20 protein-coding genes are annotated in these 20,548 nt (G+C 64.6%); 2 read left to right on the top strand and 18 right to left on the bottom strand.

The genetic code is table 11. The features are described from left to right. Nucleotides 1-63: 63 nt before the first annotated feature. The 13 genes from FCS99_RS00815 to hutI form a co-directional block, all read right to left on the bottom strand. The gene (locus FCS99_RS00815) at nt 64-546 is read right to left on the bottom strand and encodes a hypothetical protein (RefSeq protein WP_138509567.1); all 483 of its coding nucleotides are present in this window, start codon (nt 544-546) and stop codon (nt 64-66) included. Between the two features lie 67 nt (nt 547-613). Further along, on the bottom strand, nt 614-1,288 hold the full coding sequence (locus FCS99_RS00810; RefSeq protein ID WP_233352609.1) for a nitroreductase family protein: 675 nt from the start codon (nt 1,286-1,288) through the stop codon (nt 614-616). A 2-nt stretch (nt 1,289-1,290) separates the two neighbouring features. Then, nucleotides 1,291-2,319 (bottom strand): L-threonine 3-dehydrogenase, encoded by a 1,029-nt coding sequence (gene tdh / locus FCS99_RS00805; RefSeq protein WP_138509565.1) that lies wholly within the window; start codon nt 2,317-2,319, stop codon nt 1,291-1,293. A gap of 32 nt (nt 2,320-2,351) precedes the next feature. Further along, nucleotides 2,352-3,182 (bottom strand): hypothetical protein, encoded by an 831-nt coding sequence (locus tag FCS99_RS00800; RefSeq protein ID WP_138509563.1) that lies wholly within the window; start codon nt 3,180-3,182, stop codon nt 2,352-2,354. A 71-nt stretch (nt 3,183-3,253) separates the two neighbouring features. Further along, a complete protein-coding gene (locus tag FCS99_RS00795; RefSeq protein WP_138509561.1) occupies nt 3,254-4,432 on the bottom strand; it encodes a hypothetical protein in 1,179 nt (392 codons plus the stop codon). A gap of 198 nt (nt 4,433-4,630) precedes the next feature. Beyond that, nucleotides 4,631-5,017 carry a membrane protease subunit gene (locus tag FCS99_RS00790; protein WP_138509559.1) on the bottom strand — a complete coding sequence of 129 codons (387 nt, stop codon included), beginning with the start codon at nt 5,015-5,017 and terminating at the stop codon, nt 4,631-4,633. A gap of 145 nt (nt 5,018-5,162) precedes the next feature. Further along, the gene (locus FCS99_RS00785; RefSeq protein WP_138509557.1) at nt 5,163-6,287 is read right to left on the bottom strand and encodes an NAD(P)/FAD-dependent oxidoreductase; all 1,125 of its coding nucleotides are present in this window, start codon (nt 6,285-6,287) and stop codon (nt 5,163-5,165) included. Between the two features lie 53 nt (nt 6,288-6,340). Next, the gene (kbl, locus tag FCS99_RS00780; protein WP_138509555.1) at nt 6,341-7,543 is read right to left on the bottom strand and encodes a glycine C-acetyltransferase; all 1,203 of its coding nucleotides are present in this window, start codon (nt 7,541-7,543) and stop codon (nt 6,341-6,343) included. Nucleotides 7,544-7,674: 131 nt separating this feature from the next. Then, a complete protein-coding gene (locus FCS99_RS00775; RefSeq protein ID WP_138509553.1) occupies nt 7,675-8,097 on the bottom strand; it encodes a hypothetical protein in 423 nt (140 codons plus the stop codon). A 646-nt stretch (nt 8,098-8,743) separates the two neighbouring features. After that, on the bottom strand, nt 8,744-10,411 hold the full coding sequence (hutU, locus tag FCS99_RS00770; protein WP_138509551.1) for a urocanate hydratase: 1,668 nt from the start codon (nt 10,409-10,411) through the stop codon (nt 8,744-8,746). After that, complete coding sequence (gene hutG / locus FCS99_RS00765; protein ID WP_138509549.1) at nt 10,411-11,226, bottom strand: N-formylglutamate deformylase; 816 nt, start codon at nt 11,224-11,226, stop codon at nt 10,411-10,413. Before hutG ends, hutU begins: the two co-directional genes overlap by 1 nt. Then, nucleotides 11,226-12,749: a histidine ammonia-lyase gene (hutH, locus tag FCS99_RS00760; RefSeq protein WP_138509547.1), complete on the bottom strand. Its 1,524-nt coding sequence runs from the start codon at nt 12,747-12,749 to the stop codon at nt 11,226-11,228. Before hutH ends, hutG begins: the two co-directional genes overlap by 1 nt. Beyond that, complete coding sequence (gene hutI / locus FCS99_RS00755) at nt 12,746-13,954, bottom strand: imidazolonepropionase (RefSeq protein WP_138509545.1); 1,209 nt, start codon at nt 13,952-13,954, stop codon at nt 12,746-12,748. The genes hutH and hutI overlap by 4 nt, the downstream gene beginning before the upstream one ends. A gap of 80 nt (nt 13,955-14,034) precedes the next feature. On the opposite strand from hutI, the gene FCS99_RS00750 reads away from it, so the two are divergent. Together FCS99_RS00750 and hutC are read left to right on the top strand one after the other, a co-directional pair. Continuing rightward, entirely contained in the window at nt 14,035-15,399 is a 1,365-nt protein-coding gene (locus FCS99_RS00750; RefSeq protein ID WP_138509543.1) for a formimidoylglutamate deiminase, read from the top strand. Beyond that, nucleotides 15,399-16,139 (top strand): histidine utilization repressor, encoded by a 741-nt coding sequence (gene hutC / locus FCS99_RS00745; RefSeq protein WP_171036190.1) that lies wholly within the window; start codon nt 15,399-15,401, stop codon nt 16,137-16,139. The genes FCS99_RS00750 and hutC overlap by 1 nt, the downstream gene beginning before the upstream one ends. A gap of 6 nt (nt 16,140-16,145) precedes the next feature. Here hutC and FCS99_RS00740 read toward each other — a convergent pair whose 3' ends face one another. The 5 genes from FCS99_RS00740 to hisA form a co-directional block, all read right to left on the bottom strand. Beyond that, on the bottom strand, nt 16,146-17,078 hold the full coding sequence (locus FCS99_RS00740) for a hypothetical protein (RefSeq protein ID WP_138509539.1): 933 nt from the start codon (nt 17,076-17,078) through the stop codon (nt 16,146-16,148). Between the two features lie 149 nt (nt 17,079-17,227). Continuing rightward, entirely contained in the window at nt 17,228-18,424 is a 1,197-nt protein-coding gene (locus FCS99_RS00735) for a serine hydrolase domain-containing protein (RefSeq protein WP_233352608.1), read from the bottom strand. 4 nt (nt 18,425-18,428) lie between these two features. Then, nucleotides 18,429-19,067, bottom strand: a complete 639-nt coding sequence (hisIE, locus tag FCS99_RS00730) for a bifunctional phosphoribosyl-AMP cyclohydrolase/phosphoribosyl-ATP diphosphatase HisIE (RefSeq protein ID WP_138509537.1) — start codon at nt 19,065-19,067, stop codon at nt 18,429-18,431. Next, nucleotides 19,064-19,831: an imidazole glycerol phosphate synthase subunit HisF gene (gene hisF, locus FCS99_RS00725; protein ID WP_138509535.1), complete on the bottom strand. Its 768-nt coding sequence runs from the start codon at nt 19,829-19,831 to the stop codon at nt 19,064-19,066. Before hisF ends, hisIE begins: the two co-directional genes overlap by 4 nt. Next, nucleotides 19,813-20,547, bottom strand: a complete 735-nt coding sequence (gene hisA / locus FCS99_RS00720) for a 1-(5-phosphoribosyl)-5-[(5-phosphoribosylamino)methylideneamino]imidazole-4-carboxamide isomerase (RefSeq protein ID WP_138509533.1) — start codon at nt 20,545-20,547, stop codon at nt 19,813-19,815. The genes hisF and hisA overlap by 19 nt, the downstream gene beginning before the upstream one ends. Nucleotide 20,548: the final 1 nt, after the last annotated feature.

The raw sequence follows: 20,548 nt of genomic DNA, 5'->3' as shown, positions 1-20,548 counted from the left end.
CGCCCGGGCCTCCCCAGGTCCGGGCGATTTTTTCGCGACTTAGCCAGGATGGTCAGTCCTGCATCAGGGCTGCGGCTTGCCGCCGATGGCCTGCATTTCCTGTTCAAGGCGCCGACGCTCCTGTTCCATGTCGCGGATGCGCTGGTTCTCTTGCTCAATCCGGGCATTCTCGGCCGCGACCCGGGCGCGCTCGGCCTGCAAGGCCTCGTCACGCCCCGCGCCCGTGCGGCCATTCCCGGCCGGATCAGCTTGCGGACCGGAATCTGCATCGGTCACACCAGACAAGGAACGCCGCTGATTGCCGCGTCCCTGCCCAGCCGGATCCGCGTTCGGTCCGCCATCCGTGTCGATGAACCTGGAGGGCGAGATACCGCTCCGCCCGTAACCGGCCCGGTCTGCCTGGGTCCCGCCATCGCTGTCGCTCACTCCGGTCCAGGCCTGGCCGAAGGCATAACCGCTCCCGATAGAGACAAGACTGCCCAGGGCCACACCCCCGGTCACGCGGTGCAAAAAGGAACGGCGACTGAAACGCTGAAACAGAGCCATGACTTCCCCCGATACAAGGCACGCCGGACCACTGGCCCGCATGCCCGTCATTATTGTCGGGATCAGTCTACAGCCAAGAGGTGATGTCGCTCAGCGATTTCTTGATCAGCGCATGTTCCGGCACGGTCGCGTCCTTGGCCGGATAGCCGCCGACGATCAGCATGTAGGGCTTCTCGTCGACCGGGCGTTCGCAGACCTCATTGAGGAAGCGCATCGGATTGGGCGTGTGGGTCAGGGTGACCAGACCGGCCTCGTGCAGGGCTGCCAGCAGGAAGCCGCAGGCGATCCCGACGCTTTCATTGATGTAGTAATTCTTCTTGGACTGGCCGGCCTTTTCGCCCCCGCGCTTCTGGGCGAAAACGGCAATCAGGACGGGCGCATGCTCCAGGAAGGGCTTGTTCGCATCCGTGCCCAGCGGGGCCAGGGCTTCCAGCCACTCCTCCGACGCCTTGCCCTCATAGAAGGCCCGCTCTTCGGTCTCGGCGGCCTCACGCAAGGCCTTGCGCTTGGCCGGGTCCTGGATGACGGCGAAATGCCAGGGCTGGTGATTGGCGCCGGACGGGGCCGAACCGGCGGCCAGGATGGCCTGTTCGATGATGGACTTGTCCACCGGCCGGTCATCGAAATCGCGCACGGTGCGGCGACGGCGCAGGTTTTCGGAGAATTCCGTCACCCGCGCCGACATCTCGTCCGGTGCGTATTCCACAAAGCCTTCCAGAGGCACGCGTTTTTCCGCCGACATGATCAACTCCAGTCCAGCACGACCTTGCCGGACTTGCCTGAGCGCATGGCCTCGAAACCCTTGGCAAATTCATCGGCCTTGTAGTGGTGGGTGATGATGCGGGAGACATCCAGACCGCTCTCCAGCATGGCGATCATCTTATACCAGGTCTCAAACATTTCCCGTCCATAGACGCCCTTCAGCGTGATCGCCTTGAGGACAAGCTGGCCGAAATCCACTTCGATCGGCTTGGAGGGCAGGCCCAGCATCGCGATCTTTCCGCCCATCACCATATTGTCGAGCATGGAGCCGAAGGCCATCGGCGCGCCGGACATTTCCAGTCCCACATCAAAGCCTTCCGTCATTTTCAGCTCATGGCGGACATCGTGCAGGTCCTCCTTGGAGACATCCACGGTGCGGATGTTCGGGGCGACCTGGCTGGCGAGGTGGAGCCGGTGGGTATTGATATCGGTCAGAACGACATGGCGGGCGCCGACATGGCGGGCAATGGCGGCGGCCATGATGCCGATCGGACCGGCGCCGGTGATCAAAACATCCTCGCCGATCAGGTCGAATTGCAGCGCCGTATGCACGGCATTGCCGAGCGGATCGAGGATCGCGCCCATTTCATCCGATACTTCAGGTGGCAGCGGTACGACGTTGAAAGCCGGGAGTTTCATGTATTCGGCAAAGGCACCGGGGATGTTCACACCCACGCCCATCGTGTCGGGATCCAGGTGAAAACGTCCCGCCCGTGCGGCGCGGCTGGTGGCGCCCACGACATGGCCTTCACCGGAGACGCGCTGGCCGACCTTCACGCGGGTGACATTGCCGCCGACCTCGACGATCTCGCCGGAATATTCATGGCCGACGACCATCGGCGTCGGGACGTTTTTCGCGGCCCAGTCATCCCAATTGTAGATATGGATATCCGTGCCGCAGATGGCGGTCTTGTTGATGCGGATGAGCACGTCGTCCGGACCGATTTTCGGCGCATCGACATCCTCCATCCAGATGCCTTCTTCCGGTTTGGCTTTGACAAGCGCTTTCATGGACTTCCTCGGGATTGGGGTGGCGGCCGCGTCTATCGGCGGCGCTTTTTGTGCCCCAGAACATACATCACCGCGGCGACGGGAAAAGTGAGCATGAAGGGGATCAGCACAAGGGACATCAGTTCCGCCATTATCTCCGCCCCCAGACCGGTGCTGACCGCAATCCAGCAGGCCGCCACGGACAGCGCGGCGAGCGCTGGCGGGATGGCGAGAAGACGGCGTTTGGCGAGGAAAAACAGGATCGCCAGCCAGGCGGCATAGGCGCCGATCAGGCCCCATTTGATCCAGGTATCAATGCGCAGGATTTCCACCTTCACGGGGATGAGACTATCCAGCGCAAAGGAGACAAGCTCGTACTCCGGCGCGGCATCCGCGAACGCGTCCTCGCCCAGGCAATCGCGCAGGACATAATCCTCACGCCGCTCCGGGGGAATATTGCTCTCATTGCAGATCGGATTCTCGAACTCGTCGAGAATGGCGTTCATCGCCGCATTCTCCTGCCAGTCGGCGGGAATCGTCGCCAGCGCCAGGCCGACCCCGATCAGGGCCAGGAAATTGCCGCGCAGGGCCATGCCCATGAAGAAGCTGGCGGCCATGCCCGCATAGGCGACCGGGAAGAACCAGTCGAGAAACTGGACATGGCGCATATGGGCCCGCATCTCCGCACCGGCCTCACCCTGCAGGAAGGCCAGATCGCTCGCCCTCGTGGCGAATTCAAAGGCCAGGATCGGCGTGCGAAACCCGTCCGCCAGGGGCACGGCCGGCTCCGGCGGCTGTCCGAACAGGGCCAGCGGAAAGGCCAGTGTCACCACGGCCAGAAGGATGGTGAGCCCGAAGGTCCACTGGCTTGCCTTGATACGCATGCGGCCCCATTCCCCCAACGAACATGTCCGGGGGAATGAGGCCGCAAGCCAGGGTTCAGGTCAAGCGGGACCTATCCCACCGCGCCATTGGCCGGCGGGAAAATCCGGGCCAGCGGACCCTCGCTCGGCAGCGGTGTCAGCAGGATCTTGCGGACCGGGTTCCAGGCCGCGCCCAGCAGGACCACGACAGCGCCCAGGACCAGCAGGGTCACGGCGACCACGGCGCCCACACCCAGGCCGGACGCGCTGACCAGGACGCTGATCGCGATGCCGGCCGTCAGCAGGCCCGAGACGATCAGGGCGCGCCGGTTGATCAGCAGGGAGATCAGGGCGAACACACCGATTACGGCCAGGGCGATGGCGGCCAGGCCGGTCGCTTCGGCGCTGTTCGTGGCCATCGCCGACAACAGGCTGAAGGCTTCCGGATTGGCGAAATCGGCTTCCGAGAAGGTCCAGCCCAGCTGGGTCACGTTCAGCACGGCGGTCAGCAGCATCGGCGCGGCGAAGAAGTGCAGCCAGAAGGCGGTGCCGGAGATGCGGGTGTTGCGGTCCGGATCACGGCTGTCGAAAATGATCCCTGCCAGCAGCAAGGCCGCACCGGCGACCACATTCACGGCCGGCATCCAGACGATCGTCGTATAGGGATCAATGGTGAACAGGGTCGCGACGACCAGACCCACCAGGCCGACCCCGGTCAGACCACCCGCAAACGGCAGGCGGAAATTCAGGTAATAGGCGATCATCGGGGCCAGAGCCGCCAGGGCGGCGACCATTGGCAGGATACGCACCCAGACCGGCAGGGCATTGGCCAGGGCCATCACCGCATCACGGCCGAACTCCATGTCGTCAACCGGTGCCACAGCGGCTTCCAGCGAGGCTTCCGTGATGCCCACACCATGGATCAGGAACTGGACATAGGCCCAGACCAGAACGATGGCCGAGGCCACGGCGAAGGCACCGCTCAAGACGATGCCGGGCAGGATGCGGCGTTGCTTGCCGACCAGCAGGGCGGACAGCGCCCAGATGATCACGGCAATGCCGCCGATCAGGCCCATCAGCACGGCCTGCCAGCCCTGCTCGCCTTCCGGCAGGGCCAGTCCGTCGAGCACCTGTACCGCACCGGCACCCAGGCCGGCCAGCAGGATCACCACACCGATCGTGGTGAAGATGTCATGGAAATTGTTCAGGAAAGGCAGCATTTCGTCCTGGGGACGTGCTGTCAGGGTTTCGTTTGCATTGGTGTCCGTCATGGCTCCCCTCCAACAGGTTACCGTTGTGATGCCCCCAAGCGATCAAACGGATGCAAATTCGCCTGCGTGGCGAACCGCTCACCCTGTCTGAATACGCCGCTTTGGCGCCAGGGTCACCGGGATTGCGACGAACGCCATCCCCTGAAACGGGGACGGCCGGCCCCTGGGGGGACCGGCCGAGCCAGTTTTTTCACTCGCCTATTGGGCGATATGTCGGCTGGCTTCCAGGATGGGAAGACCGGCCTCGGTCGGGATGTAGATGACATCCTGTCCGTTTTCGCCGAGCGACTGGATCCACAGGTAGCGCAGATAGCCTTCCGGCCCGCCCAGCCCTTCGGCGACAATGGCATTGGCCTCGGCCACACCATGGGCGCGGGCGATCTCGGCCTGGGCATTGAGCTCCTCAGCCTCCAGGCGCGCCTGGGCTTCCAGCACGGCGATGCGGCGGTTCTGTTCGGCGCGCACGAGTTCGGCGCGGCCGGCCAGTTCCTGCTGCCAGACCCCGTATTGGGGCAGACCCCACATCAGTCCGGCGATGAAGACGGCGGCCAACGCGGCGCCGGTCACAAGAATACCAATTCTCATGGACGTCCCTCCTTTGAAAAACCTCATGAACACAAACAGATTACCCTGTGCATGCAGGTCATTTCAGAGGGAATGGAAGCATCCGAATCCGGGAGGGATTGGACAGTCGGGAATCCGGGGTCGTGCGGGAAGCCCCGCCCCGGGTTCAGCCCTGCGGCCGCGCCTGGGTCAGTTCACCCGCCACGGCTTCGCCGATGGCCAGCGATCCGGTCAGGCCCGGGCTCTCAATCCCGAACAGGGTGATCAGGCCGTGCAGGCCATGCACCGCCGGCGTATCGATCCGCCAATCCGGCATCGCTTCGCCGGGACCGTGGAGTTTCGGGCGGATGCCGGCATAGTCGGGCACCAGGGCGTCATCGGGCAGGTCCGGCCAGAAGCGGCGGATCGTGTCATAGAAGGCCCCGGCCCGCGCCGGATCGACGCTGTAGTCTTCCGTCTCGACGAATTCCAGATCCGGACCGAACCGCCCCTGCCCGCCCAGATCCCGGCGGTAATGCGTGCCCAGCGCGCCCGGGATCGGCAGCGGATACACCAGATGCGAGAACGGCGCCTTGCCGGTCAGGGCAAAATAGACGCCCTTGCCGTAATGGAGTTTGGGGATCTGCGCCGCCGGATAGCCCTCAATGGCCGCCGCAGCCATCTGAGCGCCGAGGCCGGCCGCGATCACCAGATAGCGCGTCGTGACTTCCGTCGTCTGGTCACCGCCCGTGCGAACGACAAACCCGCCCTCCGGACGCGGTGTGGCCCCGGCAAAGGGCGTGTTCAGGGCAATCGCGCCGCCCCGGGCGCTCAGCTCGCCGGCCAGGGCTTCCATATAGCCATGACTGTCCATCACCCCGCTTTCCGGCGAGACCAGCGCGGCCTCGGCGCGCAGATTGGGTTCCAGCGCGCGGGCTTCCTCGCCGGAGATCAGGCGCATGCCCGGCACGCCATTGGCTCCGGCCTGGTCGAGGATGGCCTGGAGACGCGGCACCTCGTCCTTTTCGGTAGCCACGACCAGCTTGCCGCACTTGGCGTGATCGACCTTGTGCAGGTCGAGGAAGGAATACATCAATCCCCGCCCGATCGAACAGAAGCGCGCCTTCAGGGAGCCGGTGGGATAGTAGAGACCGCCATGGATGACCTCGGAATTGCGCGAGGACACGCCCTGGCCAATCCCCGCCTCGCGTTCAAGGACAATCGTCTCGAAACCCCGCGCCGCAAACGCCCGCGCACAGGCCAGTCCGACCGCTCCGGCTCCGACTATGATGACATCCGTTTCAAACGCCATGAGGTCTCATTCCATGCGCAAACACCGCGCATTTTAATGTAACGGGGCGAAAATCAGATCACACCCAGTTCCTTCCCCACCTTGGTGAAGGCCGCCACGGCGCGGTCGATCATCTCCGGCGTGTGGGCGGCGGACATCTGGGTGCGGATACGCGCCTGGCCCTTGGGCACGACCGGGAAGAAGAAGCCGATCACATAGACGCCCTCATCCATCAGTTTCGCCGCCATGTCCTGGGCCAGTTTGGCATCGCCCAGCATGACCGGAATGATCGGATGCTCGCCCGGCAGGAGGTCGAAACCGGCCTCGGACATGCCCTTGCGGAAGCGCTCCGCATTGGCGGTCAGGCGGGCGCGCAGATCATCACCCTCGGCGACCATCTCCAGCGCTTTCAGCGAAGCCCCGGCAATCGCCGGAGCGATGGAGTTGGAGAAGAGATAGGGGCGCGAGCGCTGGCGCAGCATGTCGATGATTTCCTTGCGCGCCGCGGTGAACCCACCCATCGCGCCACCCAGCGCCTTGCCCAGCGTGCCGGTGATGATGTCGATCTCGCCCATCACGCCGCAATGCTCCGGCGTGCCGCGGCCCTTGGCGCCCATGAAACCGTGGGCGTGGCAGTCATCCACCATGGTCATCGCGTCATAGCGCTTGGCCAGGGCGACGATCTCGGGAAGCTTGGCAATATAGCCATCCATCGAGAACACACCATCGGTGACGATCAGGATATGGCGCGCGCCATCGGCCCGGGCCTGTTTCAGCTGGGTCTCCAGATCATCCATGTCCGAATTGGCGTAGCGATAGCGCTTCGCCTTGCACAGGCGCACGCCATCAATAATGGAGGCATGATTGAGCGCGTCGGAGATGATCGCATCCTCCGGCCCCAGCAGCGGTTCGAACACACCGCCATTGGCGTCAAAGGCGGCAGCATAAAGGATGGCATCCTCTTGGCCGGTGAACTCCGCGATCTTCGCTTCCAGCGCCTTGTGCAGATCCTGCGTGCCACAGATGAAGCGCACCGAGGCCATGCCGAAACCATGGCTGTCCAGCGTATCCTTGGCCACCTGGATCAGGGCCGGATGATTGGCCAGGCCGAGATAATTATTGGCGCAGAAATTGATGACATGGCTCTCGCGCCCGTCCGCCGTCACATCGATCTCGGAGAACTGTTCCGAGGTGATGATCCGCTCGCGCTTGTACAGCCCGTCCGCCTCGATCTGGGCAAGTTCGGCTTTGAGATCGGAGAAAAACGCGTCGGACATGAAGTACTCCTGCGGATGAGTCGGGGTTTGGAGGTTTTGTATGGGCGCAGCCAGCACTTGTCATCCCTGCCACCCGCTGTCGCGGGCGCACCACCACCTCTCCCCCACCGGGGAGACGGTAAAATGCGCATCTATCCCACCCCCGGCGGCCTCGCCCGTCCATGGGCGTCCACCTCGTGACCCAGCCATTGAACCGCGAGATTGTGCCGCAGCAGGATGAATTGCAGCACGAACACTTCGACGAAAATCGCTGCCACCCAGCGCGTCTCCTCCTGCTCCGCCAAGGCGCGGAACAGACCGGCACGCAGCTCCGCCTCGCCCAGATGGAAGCCTCCGATCACAATCCAGACCACACAGCCCAGCACCAGAAAACGGGCCATGAAACGCGCCCTATCCCGGTAACGGGCTGTCAGGGCCACCAGCCCGCAAAGCAGACAATTACCGGCAAAAACCGCGACATCGATCCAGAGCGGATGGGACTGGATGAGGATGACATACAGGCTGACCAGAAGGATCAGCTGAATGGTCATCAATTGGCGCCAGAACTGAAACATTCATCCCTCCCCAAAGACTGCCATCCTAAGCTGGATCCTGTGGCGGCAAAGTGGGACTGGCGACAAGGAAATCTCAGGGTCACACCCTCGCTCGCCATCCCTGCGAACCCATTTTTGCCGGACAGCGCTGACGCACTTCCGACAAAAATGGAGCTATGCTCTGAAAGTTGTCATCCCTGACGGATGGCCTGCGAAAGCAGGCCGCAGATCAGGGACCCATATCCGCAAGCTTGGCCCGAAAGCAGGCTCGGCGTGTCCGCGTAAAAATCTCGGAAACCGGGAGTATGGGTCCCGGATCTCCGCCCGGCTCGAGGCCGGGCATTCGTCCGGGATGACAAATGGGTGGTGGATTGGGAGGACTGGAGCCCTCCCCCGACCCCAAAAACCACCGTCATCCCCCGGCTTGTCCGGGGGACCTGCGCTAACCTGCCGGCAGGATGGATGAGGTCCCCCCGGGTGCCCTGCGGGCACCGTGGGCTGACGGGTGAAACTCGGGAACAATGAAGAGCTTTCTTCCCCATTTCATGGGGAAGTGGGCCGATGCGCAGCATCGGGTCGAAGGGGCGGCGCGAAGCGCCGTAATTCCGGCTTCGCCGGCCCCTCCGTCCCTGCGGGACACCTCCCCATGGAATGGGGAGGAAAGCGCCTAGAGGCTCGGCAAATCCAGCCCCTGCTCCTTCGCGCAGTCCTTCGCGATCTCATACCCGGCATCGGCATGCCGCATCACGCCGGTGCCCGGGTCGTTCCAGAGCACACGCCCCACGCGCTCGGCGGCTTCCGGGGTGCCGTCGGCCATGACGACCTGGCCGGAGTGCATGGAATAGCCCATGCCGACGCCGCCGCCATGATGGAGGGAGACCCAGGTGGCGCCGGACGCGGTGTTCAGCAAAGCGTTCAGCAAGGGCCAGTCGGCGACCGCGTCGGAGCCGTCCATCATGCCTTCGGTTTCGCGGTTGGGGCTGGCGACGGAGCCTGAGTCCAGATGGTCGCGGCCGATCACGACGGGAGCCTTGAGCTCGCCGTTTGCGACCATCTCGTTGAAGGCCAGGCCCAGCTTGTGGCGTTCGCCCAGGCCGACCCAGCAGATGCGCGCCGGCAGGCCCTGGAACTGGATGCGCTCGCGCGCCATGTCGAGCCAGCGGTGCAGGTGCGGATTGTCCGGGATGAGTTCCTTCACCTTGGCGTCGGTCTTGTAGATGTCCTCCGGATCGCCGGACAGGGCGGCCCAGCGGAAGGGACCGATGCCGCGGCAGAAGAGTGGGCGGATATAGGCCGGCACGAAACCCGGGAAATCGAAGGCATTGTCCACGCCCATGTCCTGGGCCATCTGGCGGATATTGTTTCCGTAATCCAGTGTCGGAATGCCCTGTTCCCAGAAGGCGAGCATGGCTTTGACCTGCTCGGCCATGGAGGCCTTGGCGGCGGCTTCGACGGCGGCGGGATCGCTCTCGCGCTTCTCATCCCATTCCGCCAGCGTCCAGCCGGCGGGCAGATAGCCATTCACCGGGTCATGGGCGGAGGTCTGGTCGGTGACCATGTCCGGACGCACGCCGCGCTTGACCAGTTCCGGGAAAATCTCGGCCGCATTGCCCAGCAGGCCGACAGAGACCGCCTCCCCCTTGGCGCAGGCTTCATTGATCATGTCCAGCGCTTCGTCGAGCGTGGTGGCGCTCTTGTCGAGATAGCCGGTCTTCAGGCGCATCTCGATCCGGCTGGGCTGGCATTCCACGGCCAGCATGCTGGCGCCCGCCATGGTCGCGGCGAGCGGCTGGGCCCCGCCCATTCCGCCCAGACCACCGGTCAGGATCCACTTGCCGGTCAGATCGCCCCCATAGTGCTGACGGCCGGCCTCGACGAAGGTCTCATAGGTGCCCTGAACGATGCCCTGGCTGCCGATATAGATCCAGGACCCGGCCGTCATCTGGCCGTACATCATCAGGCCCTTCTTATCGAGCTCGCGGAAATGGTCCCAATTGGCCCAGTGCGGCACGAGATTGGAGTTTGCGATCAGGACCCGCGGCGCATCCTTGTGGGTGCGGAAGACGCCGACCGGCTTGCCCGACTGGACCAGCAGGGTCTCGTCTTCCTTGAGGCGTTTCAGGGTCGCGACGATGCGGTCAAAGCTTTCCCAGTCCCGGGCGGCGCGGCCGATCCCGCCATAGACCACGAGTTCTTCCGGCTTCTCGGCCACTTGCGGGTCGAGATTGTTCATCAGCATGCGCAGCGGCGCTTCGGCGGCCCAGTGCGTGGCGTCGAGCTCGGTGCCGTGCTTGGCGCGGATGATGCGGGAATTGTCGCGGCGGGTCTGGGTCACTACTTCACCTCTCCGGAATAAAGCATCGCAGCAGCATCCAGCGCCGCCTTGATCGTGTCTGTCAGGGCCGCGCGCAGGGCGTCGGCCTTGGTCTCGTCGAAGGCCCAGGGGGCGGCTTCGGTTTTCATGTAGGCGGACTGGGCCAGTTCCATTTGCAGGGCATGGACATTCTGGCTGGGCCGGCCATAGGCCCGCGTGATCCAGCCACCCTTGAAACGCCCATTGACGATCGAGGCATAATCCTCGTGATCCATCATGGCCTTCACGGCCCAGCGCTCGATCGTGCGGTCACAGCTCTCACCGCCATTCGTGCCCAGATTGAGATCCGGCAACACGCCCTCGAACAGGCGCGGCACTTCGGAGGCGATGGAGTGCGCATCCCAGAGCACGACATAGCCATGCTCCATCCGCGTCTGCATGATCAGCTCGGTCAGGGCGCGGTGATAGGGATCGTAATACTCGGTCCGGCGCTGTTCGATCTCGTCCTCGTCCGGCGCCTCGCCATCCTTGTAGATTGGCGTGCCGTCGAACAGCGTGGTCGGGACCAGCTCCGTGGTCGCCTGGCCGGGATAGAGGGAATGTCCGGTCGGATCACGATTGAGATCAATCACATAGCGCGAGAAGTTCGCCTTGATGGTGGAGGCCTTGAATCCGGTCAGGAAATTGTAGAGCTGCGGCACATGCCAGTCCGTGTCCGGCAGGCCGCGCCCCTTGCTGGAGAGGCGCGCCTCCAGGCCCGGCGACAGGGCCGTACCCGAATGCGGCATGGAAACGATCAACGGGGATGATCCCCGGTGCAGCTCATAAACGTCCATCAGACGATCCCCGGAACCTCGCCCGCCGCCGCCACCAGCCCACCGCTGGCGACCAGATCGCGGGCCGCTTCGATATCGCTGGCAAAATAGCGGTCATCGCCATAGGCGGGAACGGCCTCGCGTAGCGTTTTCCGCGCTTTTTCAAGACGCGGCGAGGATTGCAGGCCGAGATGGAAATCCATCCCCTGCACGGCACTGATCGCCTCGATACCGACGACGGCATGGAGGTTCTCGGCCATTTTCAGCAGGCGGAACGCGCCATGCGTGGCCATGGAGACATGGTCTTCCTGGTTGGCCGAGGTGGGAATGCTGTCGACCGAGGCCGGATAGGCTTTCTGCTTGTTCTCCGACACCAGGGCGGCCGCGGTGACATGGGCGATCATGAAACCGGAATTGATGCCCGGATTGGGCGTCAGGAAAGCCGGCAGGCCCGACACGGCCGGGTCGGTCAGAAGCGCGATGCGGCGTTCGGAGATCGATCCGATCTCGCAGGCCGCCATGGCGATCTGGTCAGCGGCAAAGGCGACCGGCTCGGCGTGGAAATTGCCGCCGGAAATGGCTTCGCCCGTATCGGTGAAGACCAGCGGATTGTCGGTCACCGCATTGGCTTCCCGTTCCAGAACCTGACCGGCCTGGCCCAGCAGATCCATCACCGCGCCCATGACCTGGGGCTGGCAGCGCAGGCAGTACGGGTCCTGGATCTTGTCGCAATTCTCATGGCTGGCGAGGATGTTGGACCCGGCGAGCAGATCGCGCAGGCTGGCCGCCACGGCGATCTGGCCGGGATGGCCCCGCAGGCTGTGAATGCGCGGATCAAAGGGCGCGACCGAGCCCTTGGCGGCTTCCACCGAGAAAGCGCCGGAAACCTGGGCCGCGCGGAAACCGGCCTCCACCTCGAACAGGCCGGCCAGGGCCAACGCCGTGGAGGTCTGGGTGCCATTGAGCAGGGCGAGGCCTTCCTTGGGACCCAGCTGCAGCGGTTTCAGACCCGCTTTCTTCAGGCCTTCGGCGGCGGGCAGGCGTTCGCCCTTGAACACCACCTCCCCGGCCCCGATCAGGGCGGCGGACATGTGGGCCAGCGGAGCGAGGTCACCGGACGCGCCGACCGAGCCCTGGGACGGGATCAGCGGCAGGCAGTCCGCATCCAGCATCGCCTGGATGCCCTCGATCGTGGTCCAGCGCACACCGGAGGCACCCCGGCCCAGCGAGGCCATTTTCAGCGCCAGAATCAGGCGGACGATGCGCGCGGGCAGCGGCTCACCGATGCCGGCGGCGTGGGACAGGACCAGGCGTTCCTGCAGCGTGGCCAGTTCATCATCGGCAATGCGGGTCTGGGCCAGCTTGCCGAACCCGGTATTCAGGCCGTAGACGGCCCGGCCCGAGGCGATGAGATCATCCACCGTCTGCGCGGCCGCATCGACGGCCGGCTTGGCCCCGCCATCGATTTTCGGCGCCGCGCCGCGATAGATTTCCGCCCAATCGGCCAGGCGCATTTCGCCCGGTGTGACGACCACAGAACTCACAGCCATTCTCCTCCGAGGATGCGGCCATGCAGGGGCCGTTTTCCCATCCATTGAACCAGTTCCGCCGGACGCTCGATGTCCCAGATCGCCAGATCCGCGACCTTGCCCGGCTCGATCGTGCCGATCTCGTCCAGCTTGCCCAGCGCCCGCGCCGCTTCGCGCGTGATGCCGGCAAAGGCTTCCTCCACGGTGAGATGGAAGAGCGTGCAGGCCATGTTGGCCGCCATCAGCAGGGAGACCAGGGGCGAGGTGCCCGGATTGGCATCCGTGGCCACCGCCATTTTCACCCCTGCCGCGCGCATCGCCTCGACCGGCGGACGCTGGGTCTCCCGGAGGGCATAGAAAGCCCCCGGCAGGAGGACCCCGACCGTGCCGGCCTTGGCCATGGCCGCGATCCCGGCCTCATTCGTGTATTCGATATGGTCCGCCGAGAGGCCGCCGAACTCGGCGACCAGCTGGGCGCCGCCCGTATCGGACAATTGGTCGGCATGGAGTTTCACCGGCAAATCGGCCGCCTTGGCGGCGATGAAGAGACGCCGCGTCTCTTCCGGGCTGAAGCCGATGCCTTCGCAATAGGCATCCACCGCCTCGGCCAGTCCGGTCCGGGCCACTTCGCGAACCAGCGGAATGCAGACCTCATCGATATAATCGCCCGAGCGCCCCTCATATTCCGGCGGTACGGTGTGGGCGGCCAAAAGCGTCGGGACAATCCGCATGCCCGATGCCAGCCCCATACCACGCGCGGCCTTCAGCTGCGCCAGTTCGGCCTCCATCGTGAGGCCGTAGCCCGACTTGATCTCAATCGTGCCGACCCCTTCCGCCGCATAGGCATCCAGACGCCCCAGGGCCAGCGCAGCCAGTTCGGCGGCTCCGGCCTGGCGGGTCGCGGTCATCGTCTTGCGGATTCCGCCGCCTTCGCGGGCGATGACTTCATAGCTTTCGCCGGCCAGCTTGCGCTCATACTCGTCCGACCGGTCCCCGGCGAAGACGAGATGGGTGTGGCAATCGATCAGGGCCGGCGTCACCCAGCGGCCTTCCAGGCTCTCGGTGACATCCGCCGAACCGGGGATATCGTCCATCGACCCGACCCAGGCGATCCGGTCGCCGGAAATCCCGATCGCGCCATGGGCGATCTCGCCATAGGGGGTTCCGGTCTCGGACATGGTCGCGATCCGGGCCTCGGTCAGCAATCTGTCGAAATGCATCGGCCAAACCCTTTGCAAGCGGCTAATTGTCTATACAATAAAAACCCGGAAGTGAGTCTGTCCAGCCGGGTTGAACCGTGATGACTGAATTTTTCGCCGAGACCGCACTCCTGCCGGAGGGTTGGGCTGATCGTGTCGCGATCACGGTCGACACGCATGGCGATATCATTTCAGTCCGCTCCCAGGCCGATCCTGAACCCGATTCAGTGCTGTTGCGATGCTGTGTGCCCGGCATGGCGAACCTGCATTCGCACAGTTTCCAGCGCGCAATGGCCGGTCTGACCGAGCGCCGTGGCCCCGGTTCGGACAGTTTCTGGTCCTGGCGCCAGCTCATGTACGCCTTCAATGAACGGCTGACGCCCGACCATGTCGAGGCGATTGCCGGCTGGGTGCAGGTGGAAATGCTCGAGGCCGGTTTCACCAGCGTCGGGGAATTCCACTATCTCCACCACGCCCCGGACGGATCGCCCTATGACGATCCTGCCGAAATGGCGGCGCGGATTTGCGCAGCCTCGGCCCGGACCGGGATCGCCCTCACCCTCCTGCCCGTCTTCTATCGCTGGGCCGGTTTCGACTGCCAGTCGCCGAGCGAGGGCCAGCGCCGTTTCCTCAATGATCCGGACAGTTACGCCGAACTCCACACCGCCTCCGCGCGCCATGTCGCCCGGCTCGATCACGCCAATATCGGCATCGCCCCGCACTCCCTGCGGGCGGCCGACCTGGCGGATATCGACGCGATCCGGCCGCTGGCAAAGGCCGGCCCGGTCCATATCCATATCGCCGAACAGGTCCGCGAAGTGGAGGATTGCCTGGCCTCGACCGGCGCGCGTCCGGTGCGGCATCTGCTCGACAACCAGCCGGTCGATGCGACCTGGTGCCTGGTCCACGCCACCCATATGGACGCCAGCGAAACCCGCGACCTGGCCCGCTCCGGCGCCGTTGCCGGCCTGTGTCCGCTGACCGAGGCCAATCTGGGCGACGGGCTGTTTCCGGCCGTGGATTACCTGGCCGAGGGCGGTGTGATCGGGATCGGCTCGGACAGCCATATCCGGATCGATCTGGCCGAGGAAATCCGCTTGCTGGAATATGGACAGCGCCTCACCCGCCGCGAACGCAATGTACTCGCCGGGGCCGGCCAGAGCACAGGCCGCCGCCTTTTCGAGGCGAGCCTGTCCGGGGGGGGCCGGGCCTTGCAGCACAGGCAGGGGCAGCTGTCGCCGGGCATGCGGGCCGACCTGGTGGAGCTGGACACGCATCATCCCGGCCTGACCGGCCGGCGCGGCGATGCGCTGCTGGACAGCTGGCTGTTCTGCGGCGAGCGCAGCCTGGTGCGTTCGGTCCATGTCGGCGGCCGCGAATGTGTCCGCGAGGGCCGGGCCCTAGCCCGCGAGACCATGGACAAGGCCTGGCGGACCACGCTGTCCGACATCCTGGAGGCCGTCTGATGCGCGGGGGTATGGACGACATCCAGCTCGATGGCGAAGGCCCGGTCTATGACCAGATCAAGCGCGCCATCTCCGGCCTGATCCGGTCGGGACACTGGAAACCCGGCCACCGTCTGCCCTCGGAATCGGAGTTCACCGAGCACATGTCCATTGCCCGCATGACCGTGAACCGGGCCCTGAAGGAATTGACCGAGGACGGGCTTCTGGTGCGCAAGCGCCGGGCCGGCACCTTTGTCGCCCAGCCGGATGCCCCGGCGGCGATCCTGCAGATTGTCGACATGGCCAGCGCCATTCCCGCCCGCGGCGAGGTCTATGGCTATCGCTGTGAAATCAACGAAACCATTCCCGCGCCCGACGCGATTGCCCGCCATATGCGCCTGCCCTTCGGGACCCGGCTGCAGCATGTGGAATGCCTGCACACGGCGGATGGCAAGATCGTCGAATACGAGCAGCGCTGGATCAATCTCAACCTCCTTCCGGAGGCGGCCCATGCCGATTTCTCCACCGTGGGACCGGGCAGCTGGCTGCTGCGCGCCGCCCCCTGGACGGAGGCGGAACACACCGTGTCCGCCATCAATGCCTCGCCGGAGCAGGCCCGCCGACTGGGCACGGCGCCGGGTGATGCCCTGCTCGTGCTGGAGCGGCGGACCTTCCAGGGCGATGATGTCGTCACCTATGCCCGTCTGGTCCATCCGGGCAGCCGCCATTCCATGACGGAACGCTTCGGCCCCGGCGCCTGAGGCGGATCAGTCGCCCGGCGTGACCGGCGTGCTCATATTGTTGAGCGCCGCCGACCAGACATTCGGCGAGATATCACACTGCACTTGCGGCGCATCGGGATTCGACGGTGTCTGCGGCGGATATTCCTGACCGACCTGATAGGGCCCGGCATAGGTCGGACAGGTACAGGTGGTCAGCCCGTTCTCGTCCGCTTCTGTACAGGGCGCCGTCATGCAGCCGGCATAGAGCGGCTCCGCCTGGTCGCTGCAATCGGTGGAGCCGAAATACATCACGTCCTGATAGGCCATGGAGAAGGTCGAGATCAGGGCCACATCGGGCTGTTCGGGATAGAGCGTCTGCGTCGTTCCCGTCGCCACATCGCCGAGATAGTCACAGACCGGAGCAGGCTGGCACTCTTCCAGCGCGGCGATCACCGGATTGTCGCTGTACTCGCAGATGCCGCTGGCCAGATTGACCATGTTGAGGCAGTTCGAGCCATCCTCATGGCACACAGCCATGGTTTCCGCCCGGACCTCCGGATTCAGGATCGAGCCGATCTCCACGAAATTGAAGATCAGCGGATCGCCATCCTCGACATAGACGCCATTGGTGACCGCAAAACAGGTGCAGTCGGCCGCCGTCTCGGTGGCGTTGGGATTGCAGGGCAAGGGCGTGGAACTGCCATCCATCGTCGGCTGCGCACCCTCCGGCCCGGAATAGTAGCAAAGGGCATAGGGATTGCCGGTACAGGCGAGGAAATTGGTGACTTCCTCGAAGGCATCCGCGCGCGGCGGCGGATCATCATTGGTCACAAGATCAGCGGCCGGTTCCGAGAGTTCCGCCGGTACGGTCTCCGCCTCAGGCGCCGGTGCCGCCTCGTCAGCCGCCGGCGAACAGGCCGCCAGCCACACAGCCCCCAGACACATCACACTCCACACACGCAGATCCAGCATTTGCATGCCACCCTCCTCGGTCTGCCGCGACACCCGGTCCGGGCTCGCCCCTGAGGCGTATTCTGAAGCGATTGAGGCTGGTTAGCAATTTCAAATTGAAATCAGGAGCGCGGTAACCAGCGCGCGAACCGGGCCGCGAACCGGGGCGGGTCGCCTTACTCCTCGATCGCCGCCATCAACTGCCGGATGAATTCATTGCGCTGGGCGGAGTCGATCCAACGGACCACGGCCACAATGTCGTGTTCGGGATCGATATAGATCATGTTCGCCCCCGCTCCGAGATAGGCGAAGCTGGACGACGGCGCTTCCTCGACGGCAATCGCGGCCCGCTCATCGCCCGGCACGTTGAGGAAGAAATTCATATAGCCATAGGACGGCATGACATCGGTCGGCGTGGTCGCAGCGGTGTAGAAGTCTTCCGGCACGAGCTGCTCCCCGCCCCAATTGCCGCGGCGCAGGCCGAGCAGGCCGAACCGGGCCTGGTCATAGGCCGACAGCATCATGCCGCCGCCCCAGTGACCGCCGCCGGAGACGGACCACATCTCTTCGCCATTGAGCGTGACATGGCTATTCTCATAGCCATGCCATTCCCAGGTCCCGGACGAGCCGATCGGGTCCATGATCCGTTCGGCCAGGACATCCGGCAGCTCGCGCTCCCAGACATGCAGCCCGGCCAGGGCCAGGGCGTTCACGCGGACATCATTGTATTCCCAGGCCGACCCCGGTTCCGGCGGACCGGCCACAAGATCGCGCGCCGGATTGTCGCGCGCCGGTCGGTCGGCCCAGGCCGGCTTGTCCCAGAGCGTGCCCCACCAGCCCGAGGTCTGGCGCAGCATCTGGTCCCAGGTGATCGGCGTATTGTGCTCGGTATGGAAGAGCGGATCGGCGACATCGGATGAGACCGGGTCATTCACGTCCGCGATCAGCCCGTCCGCCAGGGCGAGACCGATCGTGTGGGAGAGGAAGGTCTTGGAGATGGAGAAGGTCATGTCGACCCGCTCCAGCTCACCCCAGGACGCCACGATATAGCCGTCGCGCAGGATGAGGCCGGACGGCTCACCGCGCGGACGCAATTCACCCAGCGGGCTGGAATGCGGCTCAAAGGCCCAGGTCAGCGGCACCATGAGGGAGAGATCGCGCACATCAATCCCCTCCCAGCCTTCCGGCGGGGAAGTCTCGTTCGCGATGGCAAAATCGATCGCCGCCTGAAGCGCATCCGGATCCAGACCCATATCGGCCGGATCACGCGCTTCCCAGTTCGCATCACCCCGCGGCGGGACATAGTCCTGGGCACAGGCGGGGAGCGTGACGAGAAGCAGAGCCGAAATTCCCAGCGCGGCCGATTTCATCATGGAACTATTCCTGTTTGTTACCCGGTTTCGCAGCCCGCACCGCGTGGCGCTTGCGCAGGACATTGACGACATCATCCAGGCTGAGGTCGCGGGATTCCAGCAGGACCATGAGGTGGAAAAGCAGATCCGCCGCCTCGCCCTTGAGCGCCGCCTTGCTTTCGGACACCGCCGCCATGGCAACCTCGACGCCCTCCTCGCCGACCTTCTGGGCCGGACGTTTCGGCGCGCGGGCCATCAACCCGCCGACATAGGAGCCTTTGGGCTTGTCCTTCTTGCGCTTGCGGATGATCGCCCGCAAATGCGCCAGGAAGCCCAGGCCCGGTGCCGGGTCATCCCCGAAACAGGAGACCGTGCCGGTATGACAGGCCGGGCCCTTCGGCTTCACCTCGACCAGCAGCGTGTCCTTGTCGCAATCGGCCGCCAGGGAGACGAGCTTGAACGTATTCCCCGAGGTCTCGCCCTTCTTCCAGAGTTCCTGGCGCGAGCGGGAGAAGAAATGCACCTTGCCGCTCTCGATGGTCTTCGCGAGCGCGTCTTCATTCATGTAACCCAGCATGAGGACCTGGCGCGTGGCCGCGTCCTGGATAATGGCCGGGATGAGCCCGTCGGACTTTTTCCAGTCCAGGCTTTTGGCATCAATCATGGTCTGACTCTGATTCCCTCATCACCGAGATAGGCTTTCAAATCGCCGATTTCGATGACCCCCTTGTGAAACACGCTGGCGGCCAGCGCCCCGTCGACATTGGCCAATTCGAACACGGATTTGAAGTGCTCTTTCCGTCCGGCCCCGCCGGAGGCGATCAAAGGTGTGGAACACACCGCCCGGACGGCGGCCAATTGCTCGATGTCATAGCCATCGCGCACGCCATCCATGTCCATGCAGTTCAGCACGACCTCACCGACGCCGCGATCAATGGCTTCACGCACCCAGTCCAGCGTCTTGCGGTGATCGGTCAGTGTCTTGTCCGGATCGCCGGTGAACTGGTGCACGCGCCAGGCGCCATCGATGACGCGGCTGTCCACGCCCAGGACGATGCATTGGCTGCCGAACTCCCGGGCCAGCGTGTCGATCAGCGCCGGATGGGCCAGCGCCGGTGTGTTGACGGAGATCTTGTCCGCACCGGCAAACAGGCGGGCACGGGCATCATCGACGGAACGTATTCCGCCGGCGACGCAGAAGGGAATATCGATCTCGCGCGCAACCCGGCTGACCCATTCCGGTTCCACCGTGGCGCCGCGGGCCGAGGCGGCAATGTCGTAGAAGACCAGCTCGTCCGCCCCTTCACGGGCATAGCGGCGGGCCAGGTCGACAATATCGCCGACATCCTCGTGATCGCGGAATTTCACGCCTTTCACGACGCGGCCATCGCGCACGTCCAGGCAGGGAATTATTCGCCTTGCGAGCATGCCAGGGCCTCTTGGATGCTGAAGCGGTTTTCATAGATCGCCTTGCCGGAAATCGCCCCGGCCACACCGGTTTCGCGCGCCGCCTTGATGTCTTCCAGCGAGGCAATGCCGCCAGAGGCCTGCCATTGCACCTCGGGGAAGCGCTCGACGAGACCGCGATACAGGGCGAGGTTCGGACCGGACAGATCGCCATCCCGGCCGATATCGGTGACCAGGGCATGGGCCAGACCTGCACCGTCATAGGCTTTCACGACATCATCCAGCGTCGTCATCATCAGATCGGTCCAGCCGGACAGGGCCGGCCGGTACTGGCCGCCCGTGCGTTTCACATCCAGGGCCAGCGTGATGTGGTCGGGACCATAGCGCTCCAGCCATCGCGAAACCTGTTCCGGTTCGGTGACGGCGAGCGAACCGACAATGACGCGCTCCACGCCGATCGCCAGCAGGCTCTCCACATCTTCCGCGGAGCGCACACCGCCACCCGTCTGCACGCGCAGCCCGGTACGGCACAACTCGCGGATCGTATCGCTCTGGCGGCGCTTGCCGTCGCGCGCGCCGGACAGGTCGACGACATGCACCCAGCTGGCCCCGGCTTCGCCGAAGCGTTCGGCGACCGCGACCGGGTCGTCGCCATAATCGGTGACCGCGTCAAAGGCGCCCTTGTGCAGGCGCACGACACGGCCGTCGAGCAGATCGATTGCAGGATAGAGGATCACA

It is taken from the genome of Maricaulis alexandrii (genome assembly GCF_005871165.1).
GTDB classification, from domain to species: Bacteria; Pseudomonadota; Alphaproteobacteria; order Caulobacterales; family Maricaulaceae; genus Maricaulis; species Maricaulis alexandrii.
Note: the sequence above shows the minus strand (reverse complement) of the source record. Positions and strands in the feature narration are given on the sequence as shown.